Origin of the sequence: Actinacidiphila oryziradicis, from assembly GCF_005047355.1 — a bacterium.
GTDB lineage: Bacteria > Actinomycetota > Actinomycetes > Streptomycetales > Streptomycetaceae > Actinacidiphila > Actinacidiphila oryziradicis.
The window spans coordinates 23,447-40,239 of the sequence record NZ_SUMC01000006.1 but is presented as its reverse complement, the minus strand read 5'-3'; the positions used below and the strand labels follow the sequence as shown (position 1 = coordinate 40,239).

13 protein-coding genes and 2 tRNA genes are annotated in these 16,793 nt (G+C 72.4%); 5 read left to right on the top strand and 10 right to left on the bottom strand.

Translation table 11 applies throughout. The annotated features are described in order from the left end of the window. Positions 1–35: 35 nt before the first annotated feature. The 3 genes from FCI23_RS08470 to FCI23_RS62310 all read right to left on the bottom strand — a co-directional run bounded on the left by FCI23_RS08470 (position 36) and on the right by FCI23_RS62310 (position 1,946). Positions 36–884: a sulfurtransferase gene (locus FCI23_RS08470; RefSeq protein ID WP_136722857.1), complete on the bottom strand. Its 849-nt coding sequence runs from the start codon at positions 882–884 to the stop codon at positions 36–38. Further along, positions 881–1,624 carry an alpha/beta hydrolase gene (locus FCI23_RS08465; RefSeq protein ID WP_136722856.1) on the bottom strand — a complete coding sequence of 248 codons (744 nt, stop codon included), beginning with the start codon at positions 1,622–1,624 and terminating at the stop codon, positions 881–883. Before FCI23_RS08465 ends, FCI23_RS08470 begins: the two co-directional genes overlap by 4 nt. A 187-nt stretch (positions 1,625–1,811) precedes the next feature. After that, a complete protein-coding gene (locus FCI23_RS62310) occupies positions 1,812–1,946 on the bottom strand; it encodes a hypothetical protein (protein WP_265737729.1) in 135 nt (44 codons plus the stop codon). 96 nt (positions 1,947–2,042) lie between these two features. Between FCI23_RS62310 and FCI23_RS08460 the strand changes: the two genes are divergently transcribed. Further along, a complete protein-coding gene (locus FCI23_RS08460) occupies positions 2,043–2,918 on the top strand; it encodes a LysR substrate-binding domain-containing protein (protein ID WP_136722855.1) in 876 nt (291 codons plus the stop codon). A 319-nt stretch (positions 2,919–3,237) separates the two neighbouring features. Then, positions 3,238–4,242: an ABC transporter substrate-binding protein gene (locus FCI23_RS08455; protein ID WP_136722854.1), complete on the top strand. Its 1,005-nt coding sequence runs from the start codon at positions 3,238–3,240 to the stop codon at positions 4,240–4,242. A gap of 202 nt (positions 4,243–4,444) precedes the next feature. On the opposite strand, the gene FCI23_RS08450 is transcribed toward FCI23_RS08455, so the two are convergent. Continuing rightward, positions 4,445–5,983: an ATP-dependent DNA ligase gene (locus FCI23_RS08450; RefSeq protein WP_136722853.1), complete on the bottom strand. Its 1,539-nt coding sequence runs from the start codon at positions 5,981–5,983 to the stop codon at positions 4,445–4,447. Between the two features lie 173 nt (positions 5,984–6,156). Between FCI23_RS08450 and FCI23_RS08445 the strand changes: the two genes are divergently transcribed. Next, positions 6,157–7,626 carry an SDR family NAD(P)-dependent oxidoreductase gene (locus FCI23_RS08445; RefSeq protein WP_211265248.1) on the top strand — a complete coding sequence of 490 codons (1,470 nt, stop codon included), beginning with the start codon at positions 6,157–6,159 and terminating at the stop codon, positions 7,624–7,626. Between the two features lie 104 nt (positions 7,627–7,730). Here FCI23_RS08445 and FCI23_RS08440 read toward each other — a convergent pair whose 3' ends face one another. Together FCI23_RS08440 and FCI23_RS08435 are read right to left on the bottom strand one after the other, a co-directional pair. Next, complete coding sequence (locus FCI23_RS08440) at positions 7,731–8,951, bottom strand: SWIM zinc finger family protein (RefSeq protein WP_136722851.1); 1,221 nt, start codon at positions 8,949–8,951, stop codon at positions 7,731–7,733. Then, entirely contained in the window at positions 8,948–11,806 is a 2,859-nt protein-coding gene (locus tag FCI23_RS08435; protein ID WP_211265257.1) for a DEAD/DEAH box helicase, read from the bottom strand. The genes FCI23_RS08440 and FCI23_RS08435 overlap by 4 nt, the downstream gene beginning before the upstream one ends. 129 nt (positions 11,807–11,935) lie before the next feature. On the opposite strand from FCI23_RS08435, the gene FCI23_RS08430 reads away from it, so the two are divergent. Continuing rightward, the gene (locus tag FCI23_RS08430; RefSeq protein WP_136722850.1) at positions 11,936–12,202 is read left to right on the top strand and encodes a DUF6343 family protein; all 267 of its coding nucleotides are present in this window, start codon (positions 11,936–11,938) and stop codon (positions 12,200–12,202) included. 73 nt (positions 12,203–12,275) lie between these two features. Here the strand turns inward: FCI23_RS08430 and FCI23_RS08425 are convergent. Then, positions 12,276–12,349: transfer RNA gene (locus FCI23_RS08425), tRNA-Met, on the bottom strand. A 332-nt stretch (positions 12,350–12,681) separates the two neighbouring features. On the opposite strand from FCI23_RS08425, the gene FCI23_RS08420 reads away from it, so the two are divergent. Further along, positions 12,682–12,755, top strand: a tRNA-Met gene (locus FCI23_RS08420). A gap of 88 nt (positions 12,756–12,843) precedes the next feature. On the opposite strand, the gene FCI23_RS08415 is transcribed toward FCI23_RS08420, so the two are convergent. The 3 genes from FCI23_RS08415 to FCI23_RS08405 all read right to left on the bottom strand — a co-directional run bounded on the left by FCI23_RS08415 (position 12,844) and on the right by FCI23_RS08405 (position 16,209). Then, entirely contained in the window at positions 12,844–13,365 is a 522-nt protein-coding gene (locus tag FCI23_RS08415; protein WP_136722849.1) for a hypothetical protein, read from the bottom strand. Between the two features lie 184 nt (positions 13,366–13,549). After that, the gene (locus tag FCI23_RS08410; RefSeq protein WP_246143533.1) at positions 13,550–14,194 is read right to left on the bottom strand and encodes a TetR/AcrR family transcriptional regulator; all 645 of its coding nucleotides are present in this window, start codon (positions 14,192–14,194) and stop codon (positions 13,550–13,552) included. Continuing rightward, positions 14,191–16,209 (bottom strand): CocE/NonD family hydrolase, encoded by a 2,019-nt coding sequence (locus FCI23_RS08405; RefSeq protein ID WP_136722847.1) that lies wholly within the window; start codon positions 16,207–16,209, stop codon positions 14,191–14,193. Before FCI23_RS08405 ends, FCI23_RS08410 begins: the two co-directional genes overlap by 4 nt. Positions 16,210–16,793: the final 584 nt, after the last annotated feature.

The following is a 16,793-nucleotide window of genomic DNA, read 5'->3' as shown; positions in this document are numbered from 1 at the left end:
GGGGTCCTCTCGGTCGGGGTGCGGCGGGCCGTCGGTCAGCCCGGCTGGTGGCCGGTGGCGGCGGGGCGGGCGGCGTCGGCGGACCAGGCGGACCAGGAGCCGGGGAAGAGGGCGGCGTCGGTGCCGGCGATGGCGAGGGCGGCGACCTGGTGGGCGGCGGTCACACCGGAGCCGCAGTAGACGCCGACCGGGGCGGAGCCGTCGGCGCCCAGGGCGGCGAAGCGGGCGCGGAGTTCGGCGGGCGGCAGGAAGGTGCCGTCGGGGGCGAGGTTGTCGCCGGTCGGGGCGGAGAGGGCGCCGGGGATGTGGCCGGCGCGGGGGTCGACGGGCTCGGTCTCACCCCGGTAGCGCTCGGCGGCGCGGGCGTCGAGCAGGGTGCCCTTGCGGGCCAGTTCGGCCGCCTCGTCGGCGTCGAGGGTGGGCAGCCGGCCGCCGGTGAGGGTGACGTCCCCGGGGCCGGCGGGCACGCTCTCGCCGGTCTCCAGCGGCAGCCCCGCCGTTCGCCAGGCGGCGAGCGCGCCGTCGAGCAGCGTTACGTCCTCGACGCCGGCCCAGCGCAGCAGCCACCAGGCACGGGCGGCGGCGGTGTTGCCGTTGTTGTCGTAGACCACGACCGGCCGTCCGGCGCTGATGCCCCAGCGGCGGGCCGCCGCCTGCAGCGATGCGACGCCGGGCAGCGGATGGCGGCCGCCTTCCGGCGTGGGCGGGGCGGCGAGCTCGGTGTCGAGGTCGGCGTACACGGCGGCCGGGATGTGTCCGGCGCGGTAGTGGTCGCGGCCGTGCGGGTCACCGAGGGCCCACCGTACGTCGAGGACCACGGGCGGGGCGGCGGAGCGCAGCAGGCTGTCCAGTTCGAGGGCGGTGGTGGTGATCCGGGTGGTCATTCGGTGGTCTCCGGGGTAGCGATGGCGGGGAGCGCGGGCGACAGCCGCAGCCGTTCCAGGAAGAGGACGACGGTGGCGGCGACCGTGCGGTGTGTGACGTCGTTGAGTACGTCGTGCCGTCCCCCCGCGATGCTCACCAGCTGGACGTCGGGGAAGCCGTTGTACGTGCGGCGGGCCGCGTTCAGCGGGCTGACGGCGTCGTCGCTGCCGTGCAGGGCCAGCACGGGAACGGTGACGCGGTCGAGGGCGGCGGCGGGCAGCGCGTCCGGCAGCGGTGCGGTGAGGTCGCCGCGGTGGACGCCGGGGTCGGCGTCGAGGCGGCCGCGGTGGGTCGGGCAGGCGGTGCGCAGATCGAGCTCGGCCGCCCAGTCCGCGGCAGCGACGACGGGCGCGGAGGCCGTCGCCGTGGGCAGTCCGGCCAGGATCACCGCGTCGAGGCCGGGCGCGCCCTGGGAGGCGAGGGCAGCGGCGTAGAGGGCGCCGGTGTCGGATCCGACCAGGACCTTCGGGCCGGCCAGCGCCTCGTCGAGGAGCAGTTTGGCGGCGAGTTCGGGTACCGCGGGGTCGCGGACGGCGTCGCCGAGGACCCGTACCCGGTAGGCGTCGAAAGCGAGCCGGCGGCCGAGCCGCTCGTAGACACCGCCGTGCTCGCCGCGCCCGGGCAGCACGATCACCGTCCCCCGTGGGGCCAGTCCTTCGGGTTCGTCCCAGGCGTGGACGGCAGGGTCGGAGGAGGTCATGGATCCTCTTCTCGGGAAGCAGGAAGCGACTGCCGGGCCGCGGGCACGGGTGGCACGCAGCGGTCGGCGTCGGGGGTGGGGAAGGGAGAGCGGGGCACGGCCCGATGGCGGCATGCCCGGCCGGGCTCGTGTCAGAGGCCCCGGAGGTCGCAGGGGCGTCGGCGCGGTGTGCCCGGCGGCAGCGGGGTCAGCGACAACAGGCGCTGTTGACGAGGCCGAAGTCGACCACGCGGCGTTGCGTGAGCAGCGCGCCCGCGGCGTCACGCCGCTGGGCGTCGATGGGATTCGGCGCGACCGCCGTCCCGTGCACTGTTCGCAACATGGCCCCAGGATGACTGACGCGCACCTCACACGTCCAACAACGATTCGCACTCAAAACCGATCACGATTTCTGATTGATCGGTGTTAACGTTCGGCCATGGCACACGTACTGGACATTGTGGCGCTGCGCAGCCTCATCGCGGTCGCGGACTGCGGCGGTTTCCACCGTGCCGCCGAGGCGCTGGCGCTGAGCCAGTCCGCGGTCAGCCAGCATGTGCGGCGGCTGGAGAAGACCCTGGGCCGCCCGGTGGTCGAGCGCGAGGGCCGCCGGACCCGGTTCACCTCCGACGGGGCGCTGCTGCTGGAGCAGGCCCGGCGCGTCATCGCCGTACATGACGAGGCGGTCCGCACCCTGCTCGGCGATGACGGCGACACTGTCGTCATCGGCTCGACCGAACACGCCGCCGACCAGATCCTGCCCCGGCTCACCGCCGCCGTACGCGAAGTGCGCCCGCAGTGCCGGGTACGGTTCCGGATCGACCGCTCGGCGCGGCTGGTGGAGGCGGTGGACCGGGGCACGGTGGATCTGGCGGTCTACGTCACCGAAGCCGCCGGCACCGAGGGGACACCTGTCGGCGGGCTCCCCCTGAACTGGTACGCCGCGCCGGGCTGGGCCCCGCCGGGGGCGCCCACGCCGCTTCCGCTGGTGGCCATCGAGGACCCGTGCGCGATCCGCCGCCGCGCCCTGAGCGTCCTGGCCGAACGCGGCATCGCCGCCACCGTCGTATGCGACGCCGGCTATCTCGCCGGCGTCCTGGACGCCGCCCGCGCCGGGCTGGGCGCCGCGCTGCTGGCCACGGTCGGCGGCCAGCGCCCCGACGGCCTGACCGAGCGCGGCGACCTGCCCCCCGTACCGGCGATCCGGATGAGCGCCCACGCCCGGCGGGGAGCCGACCCCGTCATGGTGGCCACCGCGATCGACGCCGTCCGGACGCTGCTCGCCGAGCCGGCGGCGCCGCGGGCAGCTGCCTGAGGGGCCGCCCGACAGCCATCGATCACTGATCGTGATCGATTCCGATCGCGAATCGTCGTTGGACGTACAAGACCGGGTCGGTCACGCTGGGCCCATGTTGCGAACCGTCGTCGTCGAGGCCTGGGTGCCGCCCGCCATGGGCCGACGACTGACGCAGCGACGCGTGGTCGACTTCGGCCTGGCCGGCGCCATGCGCTGTCGCTGCCTCTGAGCCTCTTCCCCGCTTCACATCCGGCGCGCCGCCTTCCGTTCCCCCGCCGCGTTCTCTGTGCCTGACGAGCCGTCACCCATGCGTGCCCTCACCCTCAAGGACTGCCCCATGAAGCCCAGCCGTGCCCTGCTGTCCGCCGCCTCTGTGCTCACCGCCACTGCGCTGCTGACGGCCTGCGGCAGCTCCGACGGCACCGCGAAGACCACCACCGCGGGCAAGGCCGCCGCCACCGACCTCTCCGGGATAACCCTGACCCTGGGTGACCAGGCCAACAGCCTGAAGACGCTGTTCAGCGCCGCCGGGGTCCTCAAGGGCACGCCGTACAAGGTGAAGTTCGCCGAGTTCGAGGGAGCCGCCCCGCTGTTTCAGGCCATGCAGAGCGGCGATGTGGACACCGGGTACGCGGCCGACCTGCCCTCGCTGGCCGCGATCTCCGGCGGGCTGAAGATCAAACTCGTGGAGGCGCTGAAGTCCAGCGGCGCGTCCACCGGCATCCTGACCCAGAAGGGGTCGTCCGTGAAGACCGTCGCCGACCTCAAGGGCAAGAACGTGGTTGTCTCCTCGGCGCGCGGCAGCATCGCGGAGTATCTGCTGGCGAACGCCCTGCAGCAGGCCGGGCTGAAGTACTCCGATGTGAAGGTGCAGTACGTGCTGCCCACGGCGGCGCAGGCCGCGTTCAGCTCGCAGAAGATCCAGAACTGGGCGACCTTCGGCGTCTACCAGGCCACCGCCCTGGCGGGCGGCGGACGTCAGATCGTCGACGGCCAGAACGGCCGCACCAGCGGGCTCGGCTTTGTCTCCGCCGCGAGTTCGTCGATCGCCGATCCCTCGAAGAAGGCCGCCATCGCGGACGTCCTGAAGCGCCTGGACCGCGCGGTGCGGTGGAGCGTGGCCAACAAGGACGCGTACGTGACCGCGTTCACCAAGGCAACCGGAGTCGCCCCCGCAGTGGCCGACACCGTGGTGTCGCAGGGCGCCACCACGGCGTTGCCGGTCTCGTCCGCCGTCGTGACCAAGGTGCAGGCGGTCGCCGACCTCATGCACGGCATCGGTTCCCTGCCGACCGATGTCAAGGTCGCCGACCAGGTCGACGCGAGCCTCTTCACGGGGTGAGCCCCGGGGTCGCCTGTGGCGGACTCTTTCCCCTGGCCCTCCCCCAGCTACCTCCCCCAGCCTTCGGCCGGGAGGTGCCCCCAGGAGGTGCCCCCATCGCCCTGCGGCACGCCTGCCCACAACCTGGGACAGGGGGTCTGGGGGCGGAGCCCCCAGTTTCGGGAAGGGGCGGGGAGGGGACAGCACCGCAGGCGACACCGGGCTACCGCATCGCCAGCACCGTCTCGACCGTGTCGGCCTCCCCCGCCGTCTTGTCCTCGCGGTAGCGGAGCACCCGCGCGAACCGCAGGGTCACCCCCGCCGGGTAGCGGGAGGAACGCTGGAGGCCGTCGAAGGCGACCTCGACCACCAGCTCGGGCCGGACACGCACCAGCCAGCCGTCATCGCTGACCGCGAGCTCCCGCAGCCGCTCGGTCTGCCAGGCCAGCAGCGAGTCCGTGAGGCCCTTGAAGGTCTTGCCGAGCATGGCGAACGTACCGTCGGGGCGCCGGGCGCCGAGGTGGAGGTTGGAAAGCTTGCCGGTGCGGCGGCCGTGGCCCCATTCGGCGGCGAGTACGACAAGGTCGAGGGTGTGAACCGGCTTGACCTTGATCCAGGAGGCGCCGCGCCGGCCGGCGCCGTAGGGAGCGTCCAGGCTCTTGACCACGACGCCTTCGTGGCCCCGGGCCAGCACGTCGGCGGCGAACTCCCGCACCGCCCGGCGGGTCTCCGGGTCGTTGGGGTCGTCGGCGACGAGTCGGCGTACCCGCCGGGGCTCGGGCGTGACCCGGGCGAGCTCGGCGTGACGCTCGCGCGTGGAGAGGGCGAGCAGGTCCCGGCCGTCGACGGCGAGCAGGTCGAAGAAGACCGGGAAGAGCGGCAGTGTCTGCTGCGCGCCCGCGATGTCGAGCCTGGAGCCGACCCGGGAGGAGATCTCCTGGAAGGAGCGGGGGCGCCCCTCTGTGTCGAGGGCGATGACCTCGCCGTCCAGGACCGCGCTCTCGACGGAGAGCTCGCGGGCGGCCGCGAGGACTTCCGGCAGCCGGTCGGTGATGTCGTCGAGGGTGCGGGTGTAGATCCGTACGTCGTCGCCGTCCCGGTGCACCTGCACCCGGATCCCGTCGAGCTTCTCCTCGACCGCGACAGCGCCGGGCCCGAGCTGGTCCAGGGCCTCGTCCACATCCTTGGCGCTCTGCGCGAGCATGGGCAGCACCGGCCTTCCCACCTCCAGCCGGAAGCCGGTCAGCGCCTCAGGCCCGTAGCTGAGCAGCGCCTCCGCGACGGCCCCGAGCGAACCGCCCAGCATGACGGCCCGCCGCACATCCTCGGGGGCGGCGCCGGTCGCGGCTGCCAGCCCCTCGATGGCGAGCGCGTCCAGCGCCCCCTGCCGCAGCTCCCCGGCGATGAGCCCGAAGAGGAAACGCTGCTCCTCCTCCGTGGCCGCGGTCATCAGCCCGTCCACCAGCCGGGTCCGCTCGGTGGCCGCGCCCTTGCCGGATACAGCCGCGATACGGTCCAGGGTCTCGTGAACCTCGAGGACCGTGAGCCCGGGCTCGGCCGCCGGCTCACGGTGCTCGCGCAGGGTGCTCCAACCGACACCGGTACGGCGCTGTGGCAGGCGCCCCGCCAGGTAGGTGATCACCACGGGTGCTTCGTGGGGCTCCGTCCGACGGAAGAGCAGAGCGAGCGCGGCGATCTTCTCCGAACGGGCAGGGGTGGCCGCGACCTCGCGGGAGGTCCGGGCGATATCAGCCAGCAGCATGAGTCCATGGTCACCCGGATCGGCCGGCAGTGCGGTGTTCTGTTGCGCCTGCCGATCATCCGGCCGGTCCGGGGCGGCGCCGCCGGGTTTGGCCGTCGCACCCCGGTAAACGTAAAATCCGCCGGGAACCCCCGGCAGCATAGGCGCACAGACCACCAGGAATCGGCAGCACAGTGACCGCGACAGCGAGCGAAAACAGCACGGCTATCACCTCAGGCATCGACCCGGCGCGGCTGGAGGTCTGCCTGAGCGTGATCGCCGAGCTCGACGATCTGCCGCTGGACCACCCGGACGCGATCGCGGTGCGCCGCGCCACCGCCGGAATCTACCGGGAGGTCAAGCACCGCCGCCGCCAGGAGCGCCGGGCCGCCAAGACCGCCAACGACCGGGCGGTGACCGCGGCCACCGCGACCGGGGCACCGGACCGGATCGACGACGAGACCATGGGCGTCCAGCTCGCGGCGACCGTGGCGACGGAGATCGCCGGGATCCTGGAGCGGCCGCGGTCGTGCTACACGTGCAAGACGCGGTATGTGGAGGTGGACGCGTTCTACCACCAGCTGTGCCCGCCGTGCGCCAAGGAGAACCGGGGCCGCCGCGACGCGCGGACCGATCTCACCGGGAGGCGTGCGCTGCTCACCGGCGGGCGGGCGAAGATCGGCATGTACATCGCGCTTCGGCTGCTGCGGGACGGGGCGCATACGACGATCACCACCCGCTTCCCCAATGACGCGGTCCGCCGGTTCACCGCGATGCCGGACAGCGTGGAATGGCTGCACCGGCTGAAGATCATCGGGATGGATCTGCGCGATCCGGCGCAGGTGATCGCCCTGGCGGACTCGGTGAGCGCAGAGGGACCGCTGGACGTCCTGATCAACAACGCCGCGCAGACCGTACGCCGCAGCCCCCAGGCCTACAGCGAGCTGGTCGCCGCCGAGTCCGCCCCGCTGCCCGCCGGGGAACTGCCCGCCTCCCTCGTACTCGGCCACTTCGGCAGCGGCGTCCCGGCGGTGCTCCCGGCCCCCGCGTCGGGACGGCACGACGCGCTCACCCCGGAGGCCGTCACCGCCCTGGCGCTGACCAGCGGCTCCGCCACCCCGGCCCGGATCGAGGCGGGGACGGCGATCGACGCGGGCGGGCTGGTCCCGGACCTGGACCCGGTCAACAGCTGGATCCAGAAGGTCGACCAGGTCGATCCGGTCGAGCTGCTCGAAGTGCAGCTGTGCAACATGACAGCGCCGTTCATCCTGATCAGCCGGTTGCGCCCGGCGATGGCGGCGGCTGCGGCCCGCCGTAAGTACATCGTCAACGTATCGGCCATGGAAGGCCAGTTCAGCCGTGGCTACAAGGGCCCCGGCCATCCGCACACCAACATGGCCAAGGCCGCGCTGAACATGCTGACCCGCACCAGCGCCCAGGAGATGCTGGAGACCGACGGCATCCTCATGACCGCCGTCGACACCGGCTGGATCACCGACGAGCGCCCGCACCCCGACAAGATGCGGCTCGCCGAGGAGGGGTTCCACGCCCCGCTGGACCTGGTTGACGGGGCGGCGCGGGTGTACGACCCGATTGTGCGCGGCGAGCTGGGCGAGGACCTCTTCGGCTGCTTCCTGAAGGACTACGCGCCCGCGGCCTGGTAGGCGGCGGGGCGCGGGCGCGCCGCCCCCAGCCTTCGGCCGGGAGGTGCCCCCAGGAGGTGCCCCCATCTCGCTCCGCTCGGCCCTGCGGAACGCCTGCCCACAACTCAGGGGAGAAACCCCGCCGCCAGCACCCCGGCAGGGTCACGCTCGGGCGGCCCGCAGGGCGACCACTCGCCGCCGTCCTGCTCGTACGGGTACCACCGCGCATCGCGGCCGTAGCGGAGCTGAAGGCCGAGGGCGGGGAAGGTCCACCGGTTGCGCCACTGCTTGAACGGCGGGGGCTCCTCACCCTCCCAGGCGGTGGCGAGAGCGGCGCGGGCCCGCGCCAGGTCGGCGGGCGGGACAGTCCAGGGGGCTTCGAGCACGGAGAGCGCCGCCAGGCCGCCATGGCCCCAGGCGCGGACAGCGCGCGCCAGGTCGCGGGGCCTGCGTCCGCAGGCGGTGCAGAGGCGGGCGAAGAGGTCCGGGGCGGGGTGGGCGGCTGCCAGGCGCACGGTGTCCTGCCAGAGGTCGAGTTCCGGGGCCGGCTCCGTCGTGCCGGCCGTCAGCGCTTCGTACGCCCGCAGCACGGCGTCGGCGGCCAGCAGCTCGACGTCGTCGGCCTCGATGCCCCGGGCCGGAGGCAGCACGGGCGGGGTGCCGGGACGGTCGACGGGCGGCGGCGGAGCCGGGAGGGGGCGTGGTTCCCGGGCATAGGCGTCGTGGGCCGGGACGCCTCTCGCGGGTCCGGACGCGGGGGCGGGGGCCTCACGGGCGGCATGGCGGGCGTTGCGGGCCTGGAGGTCGTCGAGGAGTTCGCGTTCGTCCCGGCCGCGCAGCAGAAGCAGCACGAAGGGGTCCTGGTCCAGCAGGCGGGCCGTCTGGTAGCAGAGCGCGGCGGCGTGCTTGCAGGGGTGTCCCCAGTCCGGGCAGCTGCAGGACGGGTCCAGGTCGTCCGTTCCCGGCAGCAGCCGGACGCCGACGGCGGCGGCATCCTCGGCCAGCCCGGTCGGCAGGTCGCGGTCCAGCAGGGCCGCGATGTGACCGGCGTTGGCGGCGGCAGCGTCCAGCAGCCGGTCCCATTCCTCGTCGGTGAACCGCCGGACCGTCATCGTGGTGCGGTACGGGCGCGGCCGGCTGCCGTGGACGGGGGCGGAGACCCGGCCCGGCACCACCGTCATCATGTCGACATACCCGCCGCGCGCGTAGGTACGGCCCCGGGCGAGCCGGCCGGCGTCCATGGAGGTCTGTTCCAGCGCCTGGACCCAGGCCCGCCCCCACCACGACTCGGCGAACGGCCCCCGGCTGCCGGGGCGCGGCTCGAAGGGCGGGAAGGTGAGGCTCATCGCGGACGCCGCAGAGAGACGAGGTCCGCCAGTTCGGCGTCGGTCAGCTCGGTGAGTGCCGCCTCGCCGGAGCCGAGTACCGCGTCCGCCAGGTCCTTCTTGGACTTCAGCATGGTGGCGATACGGTCCTCGACCGTGCCCTCGGCGATCAGGCGGTGGACCTGCACCGGCTGGGTCTGGCCGATCCGGTAGGCACGGTCGGTGGCCTGGTCCTCCACCGCCGGGTTCCACCAGCGGTCGTAGTGCACGACATGTCCGGCGCGGGTGAGGTTCAGGCCCGTACCGGCCGCCTTGAGCGACAGCAGGAAGACGGGGGCCTCGCCGTCCTGGAAGCGGCGGACCATCTCCTCGCGGCGCCGGACCGGGGTGCCGCCGTGCAGAAGCTGGGTGCCGATGCCGCGGGCGGTGAGGTGGCGGTCGATCAGTTTCGCCATCTCGACGTACTGGGTGAAGACCAGCATCGCGCCGTCCTCGGCGACGACCGTGTCGACCAGCTCGTCCAGCAGCTCCAGCTTGCCGGAGCGGCCGGTGAGGCGGGCCGTACCGGCCTCCTTGATGTACTGGGCGGGATGGTTGCAGATCTGCTTCAACGCGGTCAGCAGCTTCATCACCAGGCCGCGCCGGGCGATGCCCTCCGCCTGCTCGATCTGCGCCATGGTCTCGCGCACCACCGCCTCGTAGAGCCCGGCTTGTTCCCTGGTGAGGGGAACGGGCTGGTCGGTCTCGGTCTTGGGCGGCAGCTCGGGGGCGATACCGGGGTCGGATTTGCGGCGGCGGAGGAGGAAGGGGCGTACGAGGCGGGCGAGGCGTTCGGCCGCCGCTTCCCTCTCGTCGGCCTCGGCTGCCTCGACGGCCTTGGCATAGCGGGTGCGGAAGACCTTGAGGGTGCCGAGGAGCCCGGGGGTCGTCCAGTCCAGGATGGCCCACAGCTCGGAGAGGTTGTTCTCCACCGGGGTGCCGGTGAGGGCGACTCTGGCGGCGGAGGGGATGGTGCGCAGGGCGCGGGCGGTCTGCGCGTACGGGTTCTTGACGTGCTGCGCCTCGTCCGCGACGAGCAGGCCCCAGCCCGGTTCGGCCGCGGTGAGCGTTGCCGCGTCCAGGCGCATGGTGCCGTACGTGGTGAGGACGAAGGCGTCCCGCTCCAGGGCGTCGAGGGAACGGCCCTGGCCGTGGAAACGGCGTACGGGGGTGCCGGGCGCGAAGCGCTCGATCTCGCGCTCCCAGTTGCCGAGGAGGGACGCCGGGCAGACGACGAGGGTCGGCGCGGCGGTCGCCGGCTGCCGCTGGCGGTGCAGATGGAGCGAGATCAGGGTGATGGTCTTGCCGAGGCCCATGTCGTCCGCGAGGCAGCCGCCGAGGCCGAGCGAGGTCATCCGGTCGAGCCAGCGCAGACCACGCAGCTGGTAGTCGCGGAGCGTCGCCCTCAGCGCGGCCGGCTGCTCCGCCCGGGCGTGTCCCCCGTCCGGATCGGCGATCCGCTCACGCAGCTCCGCCAGCCAGCCGGTCGCGGCGACCTCGACCGTCTCGCCGTCGACCTCGGCGGTGCCGGTGAGGGCCACGCCGAGGGCATCGATGGGTGTAAGGGGCGCCATCTCCCGGCGGCGGGCCTTACGCACCAGTTCCGGGTCGACCACCACCCACTGGTCGCGGAGCCGGACGACGGGGCGGTGGGCCGTGGCCAGGCGGTCCATCTCCTCCTTGGTCAGCGCACGGTCACCGAGGGCCAGCTGCCAGTCGAAGCGGAGCACTTCGGCCGAGGAGAAGAAGGACGGGGCGTCGGAGACGGGGCGCTCCGTGGGGGTGATCACAGCGGCGGCCGTCAGCTCGCGCGCCAGCTCCTTCGGCCAGTGCAGCGCGATTCCGGCTGCCGCGAGCCGCGCCAGGGTCCGGCCGGCGCCGAGCAGGTCCTGCACCTCGTCGTCGAGCAGTGTCAGTCCGTCCGGCACGGCCGACTCCAGCAGCCGGGCCAGCGGCGGCCATACGCGGGCGCCGCGCCGGAGGCCGAGCAGTACGTCGATCCTGGTGCGCGGTCCGAACGCCCCCGCCCTGTCCTCCCCGGCCCACAGGTCGGCGGCGTCCACAATCGCTGTCGGGTCGGCGAGGCTGTGGAGCTGCACGACCGCCCGGAACGGGTCGTCGTCCTCGATCCCGGCGGGCAGCTCGAGCCGCAAGGACACCCGCACCCCCGCGTCCAGTCCCGCCGCCACATCGGCGGCCCAGCCGCGCTGCTCGGGCACCTGCTGCGGCTCCCGCGCCGCGAACGCCGGGCTCCGCACCGCCGCGCGGGCGGCGGCGCTGCGCGGCAGGCCGTCCGCCACTGCGTCCAGGAAGGCCCGCAGCAACGGCTCCGGGTCCGGAAGCTCGGTCCCGGTCGTAAGGCCGGGCAGCGGTGCCGCGTGCGCGTGCGGCGGCATCGCGGCCGCCAGCTCTTTGACGCGTACGGTGTCGGCGGGATCCAGCGGGCCGACCCGCCACGCGTCGAAGCCGCCGGCAGACACCCCCGGCAGCAGCCTCCCCCGGGCCACGAGCTGGAGCGCCACCTGCACTGCCGCGCCCCAGAACACCGCGGCCGGGTGCGCGCCGCCCTGCCCCGCCCTTGACAGCACGGGCAGCGCCGCGCCCACCGGGAGCCATACCGCCGGGACCGTCCGCTGCCGGACCGACGCGCCGTCCGGCACCACCACGGTCAGCTCGTCCAGTTCCCCCGCCCCGGCGGGCAGTGGGCCGCCCTCCGGATCCCAGAACGCGACACGCCCGGTGCGCGGCGGATCGCCCGGCAAGAATATTGCGGCGCATCGCCGCAGCTGCCGCCCCGTCGCCATGTCCGGCGGGGACGACCGGTCATCCAGCGCCATGCCTTTGTGCCGTTCTGTCGCCCGCATCATGCCCACGCGATCTTATCGCGCCGTCCTCAGGCCCCAAGCGGCCTTTCTGCTTCGCAGACCGGGAAACGGGTACGGATCCAAAAGAGGAGATATGTCACTATGCGCACCGGAAACGAACCGATACAGGCTCGCAGCCCCTTGCGGCTGCGCTTCGCCCTGACCCTGTGGGGGCTGGTCTGGGCGGTCGGCGGCACCGTGGCCTTCGCGGAGGTGGGGCGCAGCGGCTGGGCGATCGCCTGCGGGGTGTTGGCGACGGTGGCGGCCGTGGATCTGGCGATAATCGTGCACCACATCCACCAGGGGCCGCACTGGCAGCCGGGGCGCGACATTCCGCCGTACCGGCCGCTCCACGGCGGCCGGCGCTGAGGAGCACCGTACGCTTGCCCGGCTCGCACAACGCAGCAGGCCCGGCGCTGATGCGCCGGGCCTGCTGGGCGAGTAGCGGGGACAGGATTTGAACCTGCGACCTCTGGGTTATGAGCCCAGCGAGCTACCGAGCTGCTCCACCCCGCGTCGTTGAACCCAACCTTACGGGGCGGAGTCGGCAGAACCAAATCGCCGGCATCACGGACCCCGGAACGAGTCCGCAGACCCGGGAGGTCGTGCGTGTGCGATCACCGTCCGGGGGATGTGTCACGCGCCGACAGTCGGTACGGGGGCCGTCGATCCCGATGGGTCGGTCCCGCAGCGGAGTTCCTCGGCGACGGTCCGTAACGGTGGCCTTCAGCATCCCCGGGACAGGCCATGATTTCGGGATTTTTCGACGCCCTGGGGTGACGGTGACGGTTTGCCCGAGAAGCTGATTTGGTGTTGCCGCCCGCACTCCGTAAGGTGGTGTTCACCGACGCGGGGTGGAGCAGCTCGGTAGCTCGCTGGGCTCATAACCCAGAGGTCGCAGGTTCAAATCCTGTCCCCGCTACTTCCCAGCAGGCCCGGCGCAGCAGCGCCGGGCCTGCTGCATTTGCCCATGACCCGCATCGCCGCCCCCGCGACGGCGATCGACAGGGTCAGCTGAGCTGCTTGACGGCGGTCTGGTACTCGGCGGCCTGCGCCGGGGTGAGGTAGTGGGAGACGCGGACGAGAATTGCGCCCTTGACATAGTCGTACTCGAACAGCGCGGTCCCGCCCTTGGTGCCGTCATCCTTGAGCTGCTGGAGACGGGCCCTCAGATCGGCGGCGTCGGCGAAGACTTCGATGAGGCCGCCGACCTCGACGTCCCCCTTCGAGAAGATCGCTGTGTCGGACTTGGGGATACGACCGTCGGAGAAGGCGACCTTGCTGGTGTAGCCGTGGGGCTGACCGAGCAGGCCCTCCGGGTCGCTGTCCTTATCGTACGTGATCGTGACGTCGAGCCGCAGGATGTGTATCGCCAGTTGGCTGGCGATCTGTTCGGCTGTCAGCGCGGCTCCGGCATCCTGCGCCGTTGCGCTGGCATTCGAAACTACTGTGCCGGCGTTGTTGCCGATGGAGCCGCACGCAGTGAGCAGGGCCGCAGCGAAAAGCGCGGTGACGGTAACGCGGGTGCGCATGGTTCCCCCAGGAGTGACGTGATAGTCGCACACAGTAGCGACCAGTGGGGAAGAAGTGAAGCGGTAGTGACCATTCCGTAACCCACGTGTTGCGCATTATGCGCTTTCGGTGCTCACCGCTGGTGGTTCATGGGAGAAACCGATGGCTCTACGCAAGGCGACCTACCTCCGCGCCACAGACCCGCTACTGAGGGGCGGTCAGCTCCGCCTCGACCAGGCGGTAGAGGTGGCGGCGGGCAGCCTCGGTGGTGAGCGACGGGGCCTGGCGGAGGCGCTGGAGGGCGAGGCCGTCGACCAAGGCGGAGAAGCACCCGGCGAAGCCCTGGGGGTCGGAGCAGGTAAAGTCGCCCTCGGCGCAGCCGCGTTCGACCAGGACACGGATTTCGCTGTGCCAGGCCTCGTAACGTTCCGCCTGGCCACGGGCGAACGCCTGGTCGCGTTCGCCTGCGTTCCAGTAGTCGAACCACATGCGCCAGTGACGGTCGGTGTCGTCCGTGAAGAGGGCGTCGATGAGCAGCCGCAGGCCTTCGGCGCCGGTCGGCGCGTGCTCGGCGGCCTCGCTCAGCGCGTCGTAGTAGCGCTCGATGTGCAACACCATGGCCTCGGAAAGGATCTCCTGGACGCTGCTGAAGTGGTACGTGACCGTGCCGACCGACACCCCGGCCGCGGCAGCGACGTCCCGCACACCGACAGAGGCCGAACCGCGCTCGGCGATGAGCGGCACCGCCGCCTCCACGATGAGGCGGCGGCGCACCTCGGTGGGCTGCCGGGTGCGGTCGGAGGCGGCGACGGCGCGGCGCGGGGCTTTGCGCTCGGGCGCCGACGTCATGCGGACGTCCTCGGCGTAGTGCGGTGCCATGCGCGCTTGGCCACTGTTTCTCCGTTCGACCGTGCTTCTATGCGACTGTCCATGATGAACTCTGCGGCGGTGGCGCGCAGCTCGGTACTGGTGATGATCTCCGCGTCCCAGTCACCGCGCCGTAGCCGGATGGTCCACTGGGAGCCTGCCGTCGCGGACAGCGGGTCGTCGGCGCGGATTTGATACCGCTCCAGCGCGCTCTCCTCGTAACTCAGCCCATCGGGATAAGTACGCGAGCCGCCGTAGTTGGGGTCGACCTCCAGGGTCCACTCTCCCGTCGCCACGTCGTGCGTGACACTGCGTTCGGCGCGGCCGCGGGCCGGCGGCTCGACGGTCACCGCCAGCGGTTCAGCCTGCTCGGGCTCGTCGAAACGGATGGGCTCGCGCCCGGCGTCGGCTCCCGGGTCCCGCACGGGGAGCAGCACGGCGCTGTCCGCCGGGTGGAGGGTGAGCGCGCCGCGTGTGCCGTGCGGCCACACCCACGGCCAGTACGCGTCGGAGACGGCGACGCGGATGCGGTGGCCGGGCGGGAAGGCGTAGCCGGTCGCGTTGAGCTCGAACTCGACGTCCTCGAAGGTGCCCGGCTGCCACTCGACGGCCCGGTCGCGGCCGTGGCGGCTCAGGAGGTTGAGCACGCCACGGGTGACGAGCGTGGACGAGCCGTCCGGCGCGACATCGCAGACCCGGGCAATGACGTTGGCCCGGGGCGTGGCACTGTCCAGGCGCAGCCGGACGCGGGGGCGGCCCAGGATCTCCACCCGGTCGGTCAGCGGCACCGAGTCGAAGCAGACCGAACGACCGTCCTCCTCCCGCTGGTCCGGCGGCAGGTCGGTACGGTTGCCGAACGGGAAGAAGCGGCCGGCGTCGATGCCGGTGTGGTGCGGCGACCTGACGATCACCGGGTCCGCGCCACCCAGGGGACGTTCGTCCCATGTGACCGACGGGGACGGCCACATGTCGTCGCCGACCCAGCGGCCGGGCATGGTGTCGTAGAAAGTGGCAGGCGGGACGGGGTCGTTGATCCAGGCGCGGAGCAGCGGCTCGTCCATCACGTTGGTGTCGTCCACCTTGGTGTCGTCGTCCTTGAGCCACTGGTCCCACCAGCGCAGCGTCTCCTGCAGGAAGCCGATCGCCGGGCCCGGCGGCAGGCCCCGGTCGGGGTACTGGTGCGACCAGGGGCCGATCAGGCCGCGTACGGGGCCCGGCAGGTGCTCGACCAGTCGCAGGACCGTGTCCCGGTACGGGTCGGCCCAGCCGCCGACCGCGAGGACGGCCGCGTCGATGGCGGCGTAGTCCTCGCAGACGCTGCCGTGCCGCCAGTACGCGTCCCGCTGCTGGTGCGCCAACCAGGTGTGCAGATACGGCTCCAGAGCGTCCAGGCGCTCGCGCCACATCGGCAGCCACTTTGTGTCTCCGACGGTGGCGGGGTCCGGCGGCCGCGCGGTGAACGCCAGCATGGTGCCGGCCCAGGCCAGCATGTCGATGCCGAGGACGGCGCCGCCGGTGTAGTGGACGTCGTTGTCATAGCGGTCGTCGGTGGAGCACACCGTAACGATCGCCTTCAGCGGCTCCGGGCGCAGGGCGGCGATCTGGAGAGCGTTGAAGCCGCCCCAGGAAATGCCGAACATACCGACGCGGCCGGTGCACCACGGCTGTGCCGCGAGCCAGTTGATGACGTCCACTCCGTCGGCCAACTCGGTCTCGGTGTACTCGTCGAGCATGACGCCCTCGGAGTCGCCGCTGCCGCGCAGGTCGACGCGGACGGACGCGTAGCCGTGTCCGGCGTACCAGGGGTGACGCTGGGCGTCACGGGGCGCGGTCCAGTCGCTCTTGCGGTACGGGAGGTACTCCAGCAGGGCCGGCACGGGGTGCGCTTCCGCGTCGGTGGGGCGCCAGATGCGGGCGTGCAGTTTCGTCCCGTCCCGGGTCGGAATCCAGACGTCCTCGGCGCGGACCTGGCGGTCGAATTGCTTGCGGTACTTCAACGGTCTCCCTCTGTCGGGGTTGCCGATCCGTCCTCAAACGCCGGACGGGCTGGGTTTTGGTGCCCTGCGCCGGGGGGCGGGGTGCGCTTTGTTCGGTGGTTGGGTCGGTGGCGCCTCCGGGGTGACTCTCCCCCAACCTTCGGCCGGGGAGGTGCCCCCACGACTGTGTGCCAGGACCCGGCGTTCTATGCGCCATCGCCACCGGCGCTTGGGCGACACAGTCTGCGGGGACACCCCTGCACCGCCCCCTCCGGCCGCCACAGCGCGTTGCGGTGCGTGTTCCTTGGGGACAGAACCCCCGGGGTGCGGGGTGTTGGTTCCACGGCCTCCGCCCCGGCGAGACCGTCACGCGCCCATGCGGCTGGGCGGGGACGCGCCGGGGTGTCCCCGCAGGGGACGAGCGCATACACCCCGGGCAAGCATGTTGCGGACCCGCACGCGCGAGCCCCGAGGAGATCACCCCACAGCGGCCCCGACCCCCACCACCACATCGCGTGCCGGCACGCACGACCACCCAGCCCGTCCGGCGCTTGAGGACGGAGCGGCAACCCCGGCAGAGGAAGCGGAACCGGCACCCCGGCAGA

Excerpts from the sequence above, each read along its gene's own strand:
- FCI23_RS08470 (WP_136722857.1), bottom strand. The coding sequence starts at position 884 with ATGACCACCCGGATCACCACCACCGCCCTCGAACTGGACAGCCTGCTG.
- FCI23_RS08465 (WP_136722856.1), bottom strand. The coding sequence starts at position 1,624 with ATGACCTCCTCCGACCCTGCCGTCCACGCCTGGGACGAACCCGAAGGA.
- FCI23_RS62310 (WP_265737729.1), bottom strand. The coding sequence starts at position 1,946 with ATGTTGCGAACAGTGCACGGGACGGCGGTCGCGCCGAATCCCATCGAC.
- FCI23_RS08460 (WP_136722855.1), top strand. The coding sequence starts at position 2,043 with ATGGCACACGTACTGGACATTGTGGCGCTGCGCAGCCTCATCGCGGTC.
- FCI23_RS08455 (WP_136722854.1), top strand. The coding sequence starts at position 3,238 with ATGAAGCCCAGCCGTGCCCTGCTGTCCGCCGCCTCTGTGCTCACCGCC.
- FCI23_RS08450 (WP_136722853.1), bottom strand. The coding sequence starts at position 5,983 with ATGCTGCTGGCTGATATCGCCCGGACCTCCCGCGAGGTCGCGGCCACC.
- FCI23_RS08440 (WP_136722851.1), bottom strand. The coding sequence starts at position 8,951 with ATGAGCCTCACCTTCCCGCCCTTCGAGCCGCGCCCCGGCAGCCGGGGG.
- FCI23_RS08435 (WP_211265257.1), bottom strand. The coding sequence starts at position 11,806 with ATGGCGCTGGATGACCGGTCGTCCCCGCCGGACATGGCGACGGGGCGG.
- FCI23_RS08430 (WP_136722850.1), top strand. The coding sequence starts at position 11,936 with ATGCGCACCGGAAACGAACCGATACAGGCTCGCAGCCCCTTGCGGCTG.
- FCI23_RS08415 (WP_136722849.1), bottom strand. The coding sequence starts at position 13,365 with ATGCGCACCCGCGTTACCGTCACCGCGCTTTTCGCTGCGGCCCTGCTC.
- FCI23_RS08410 (WP_246143533.1), bottom strand. The coding sequence starts at position 14,194 with ATGACGTCGGCGCCCGAGCGCAAAGCCCCGCGCCGCGCCGTCGCCGCC.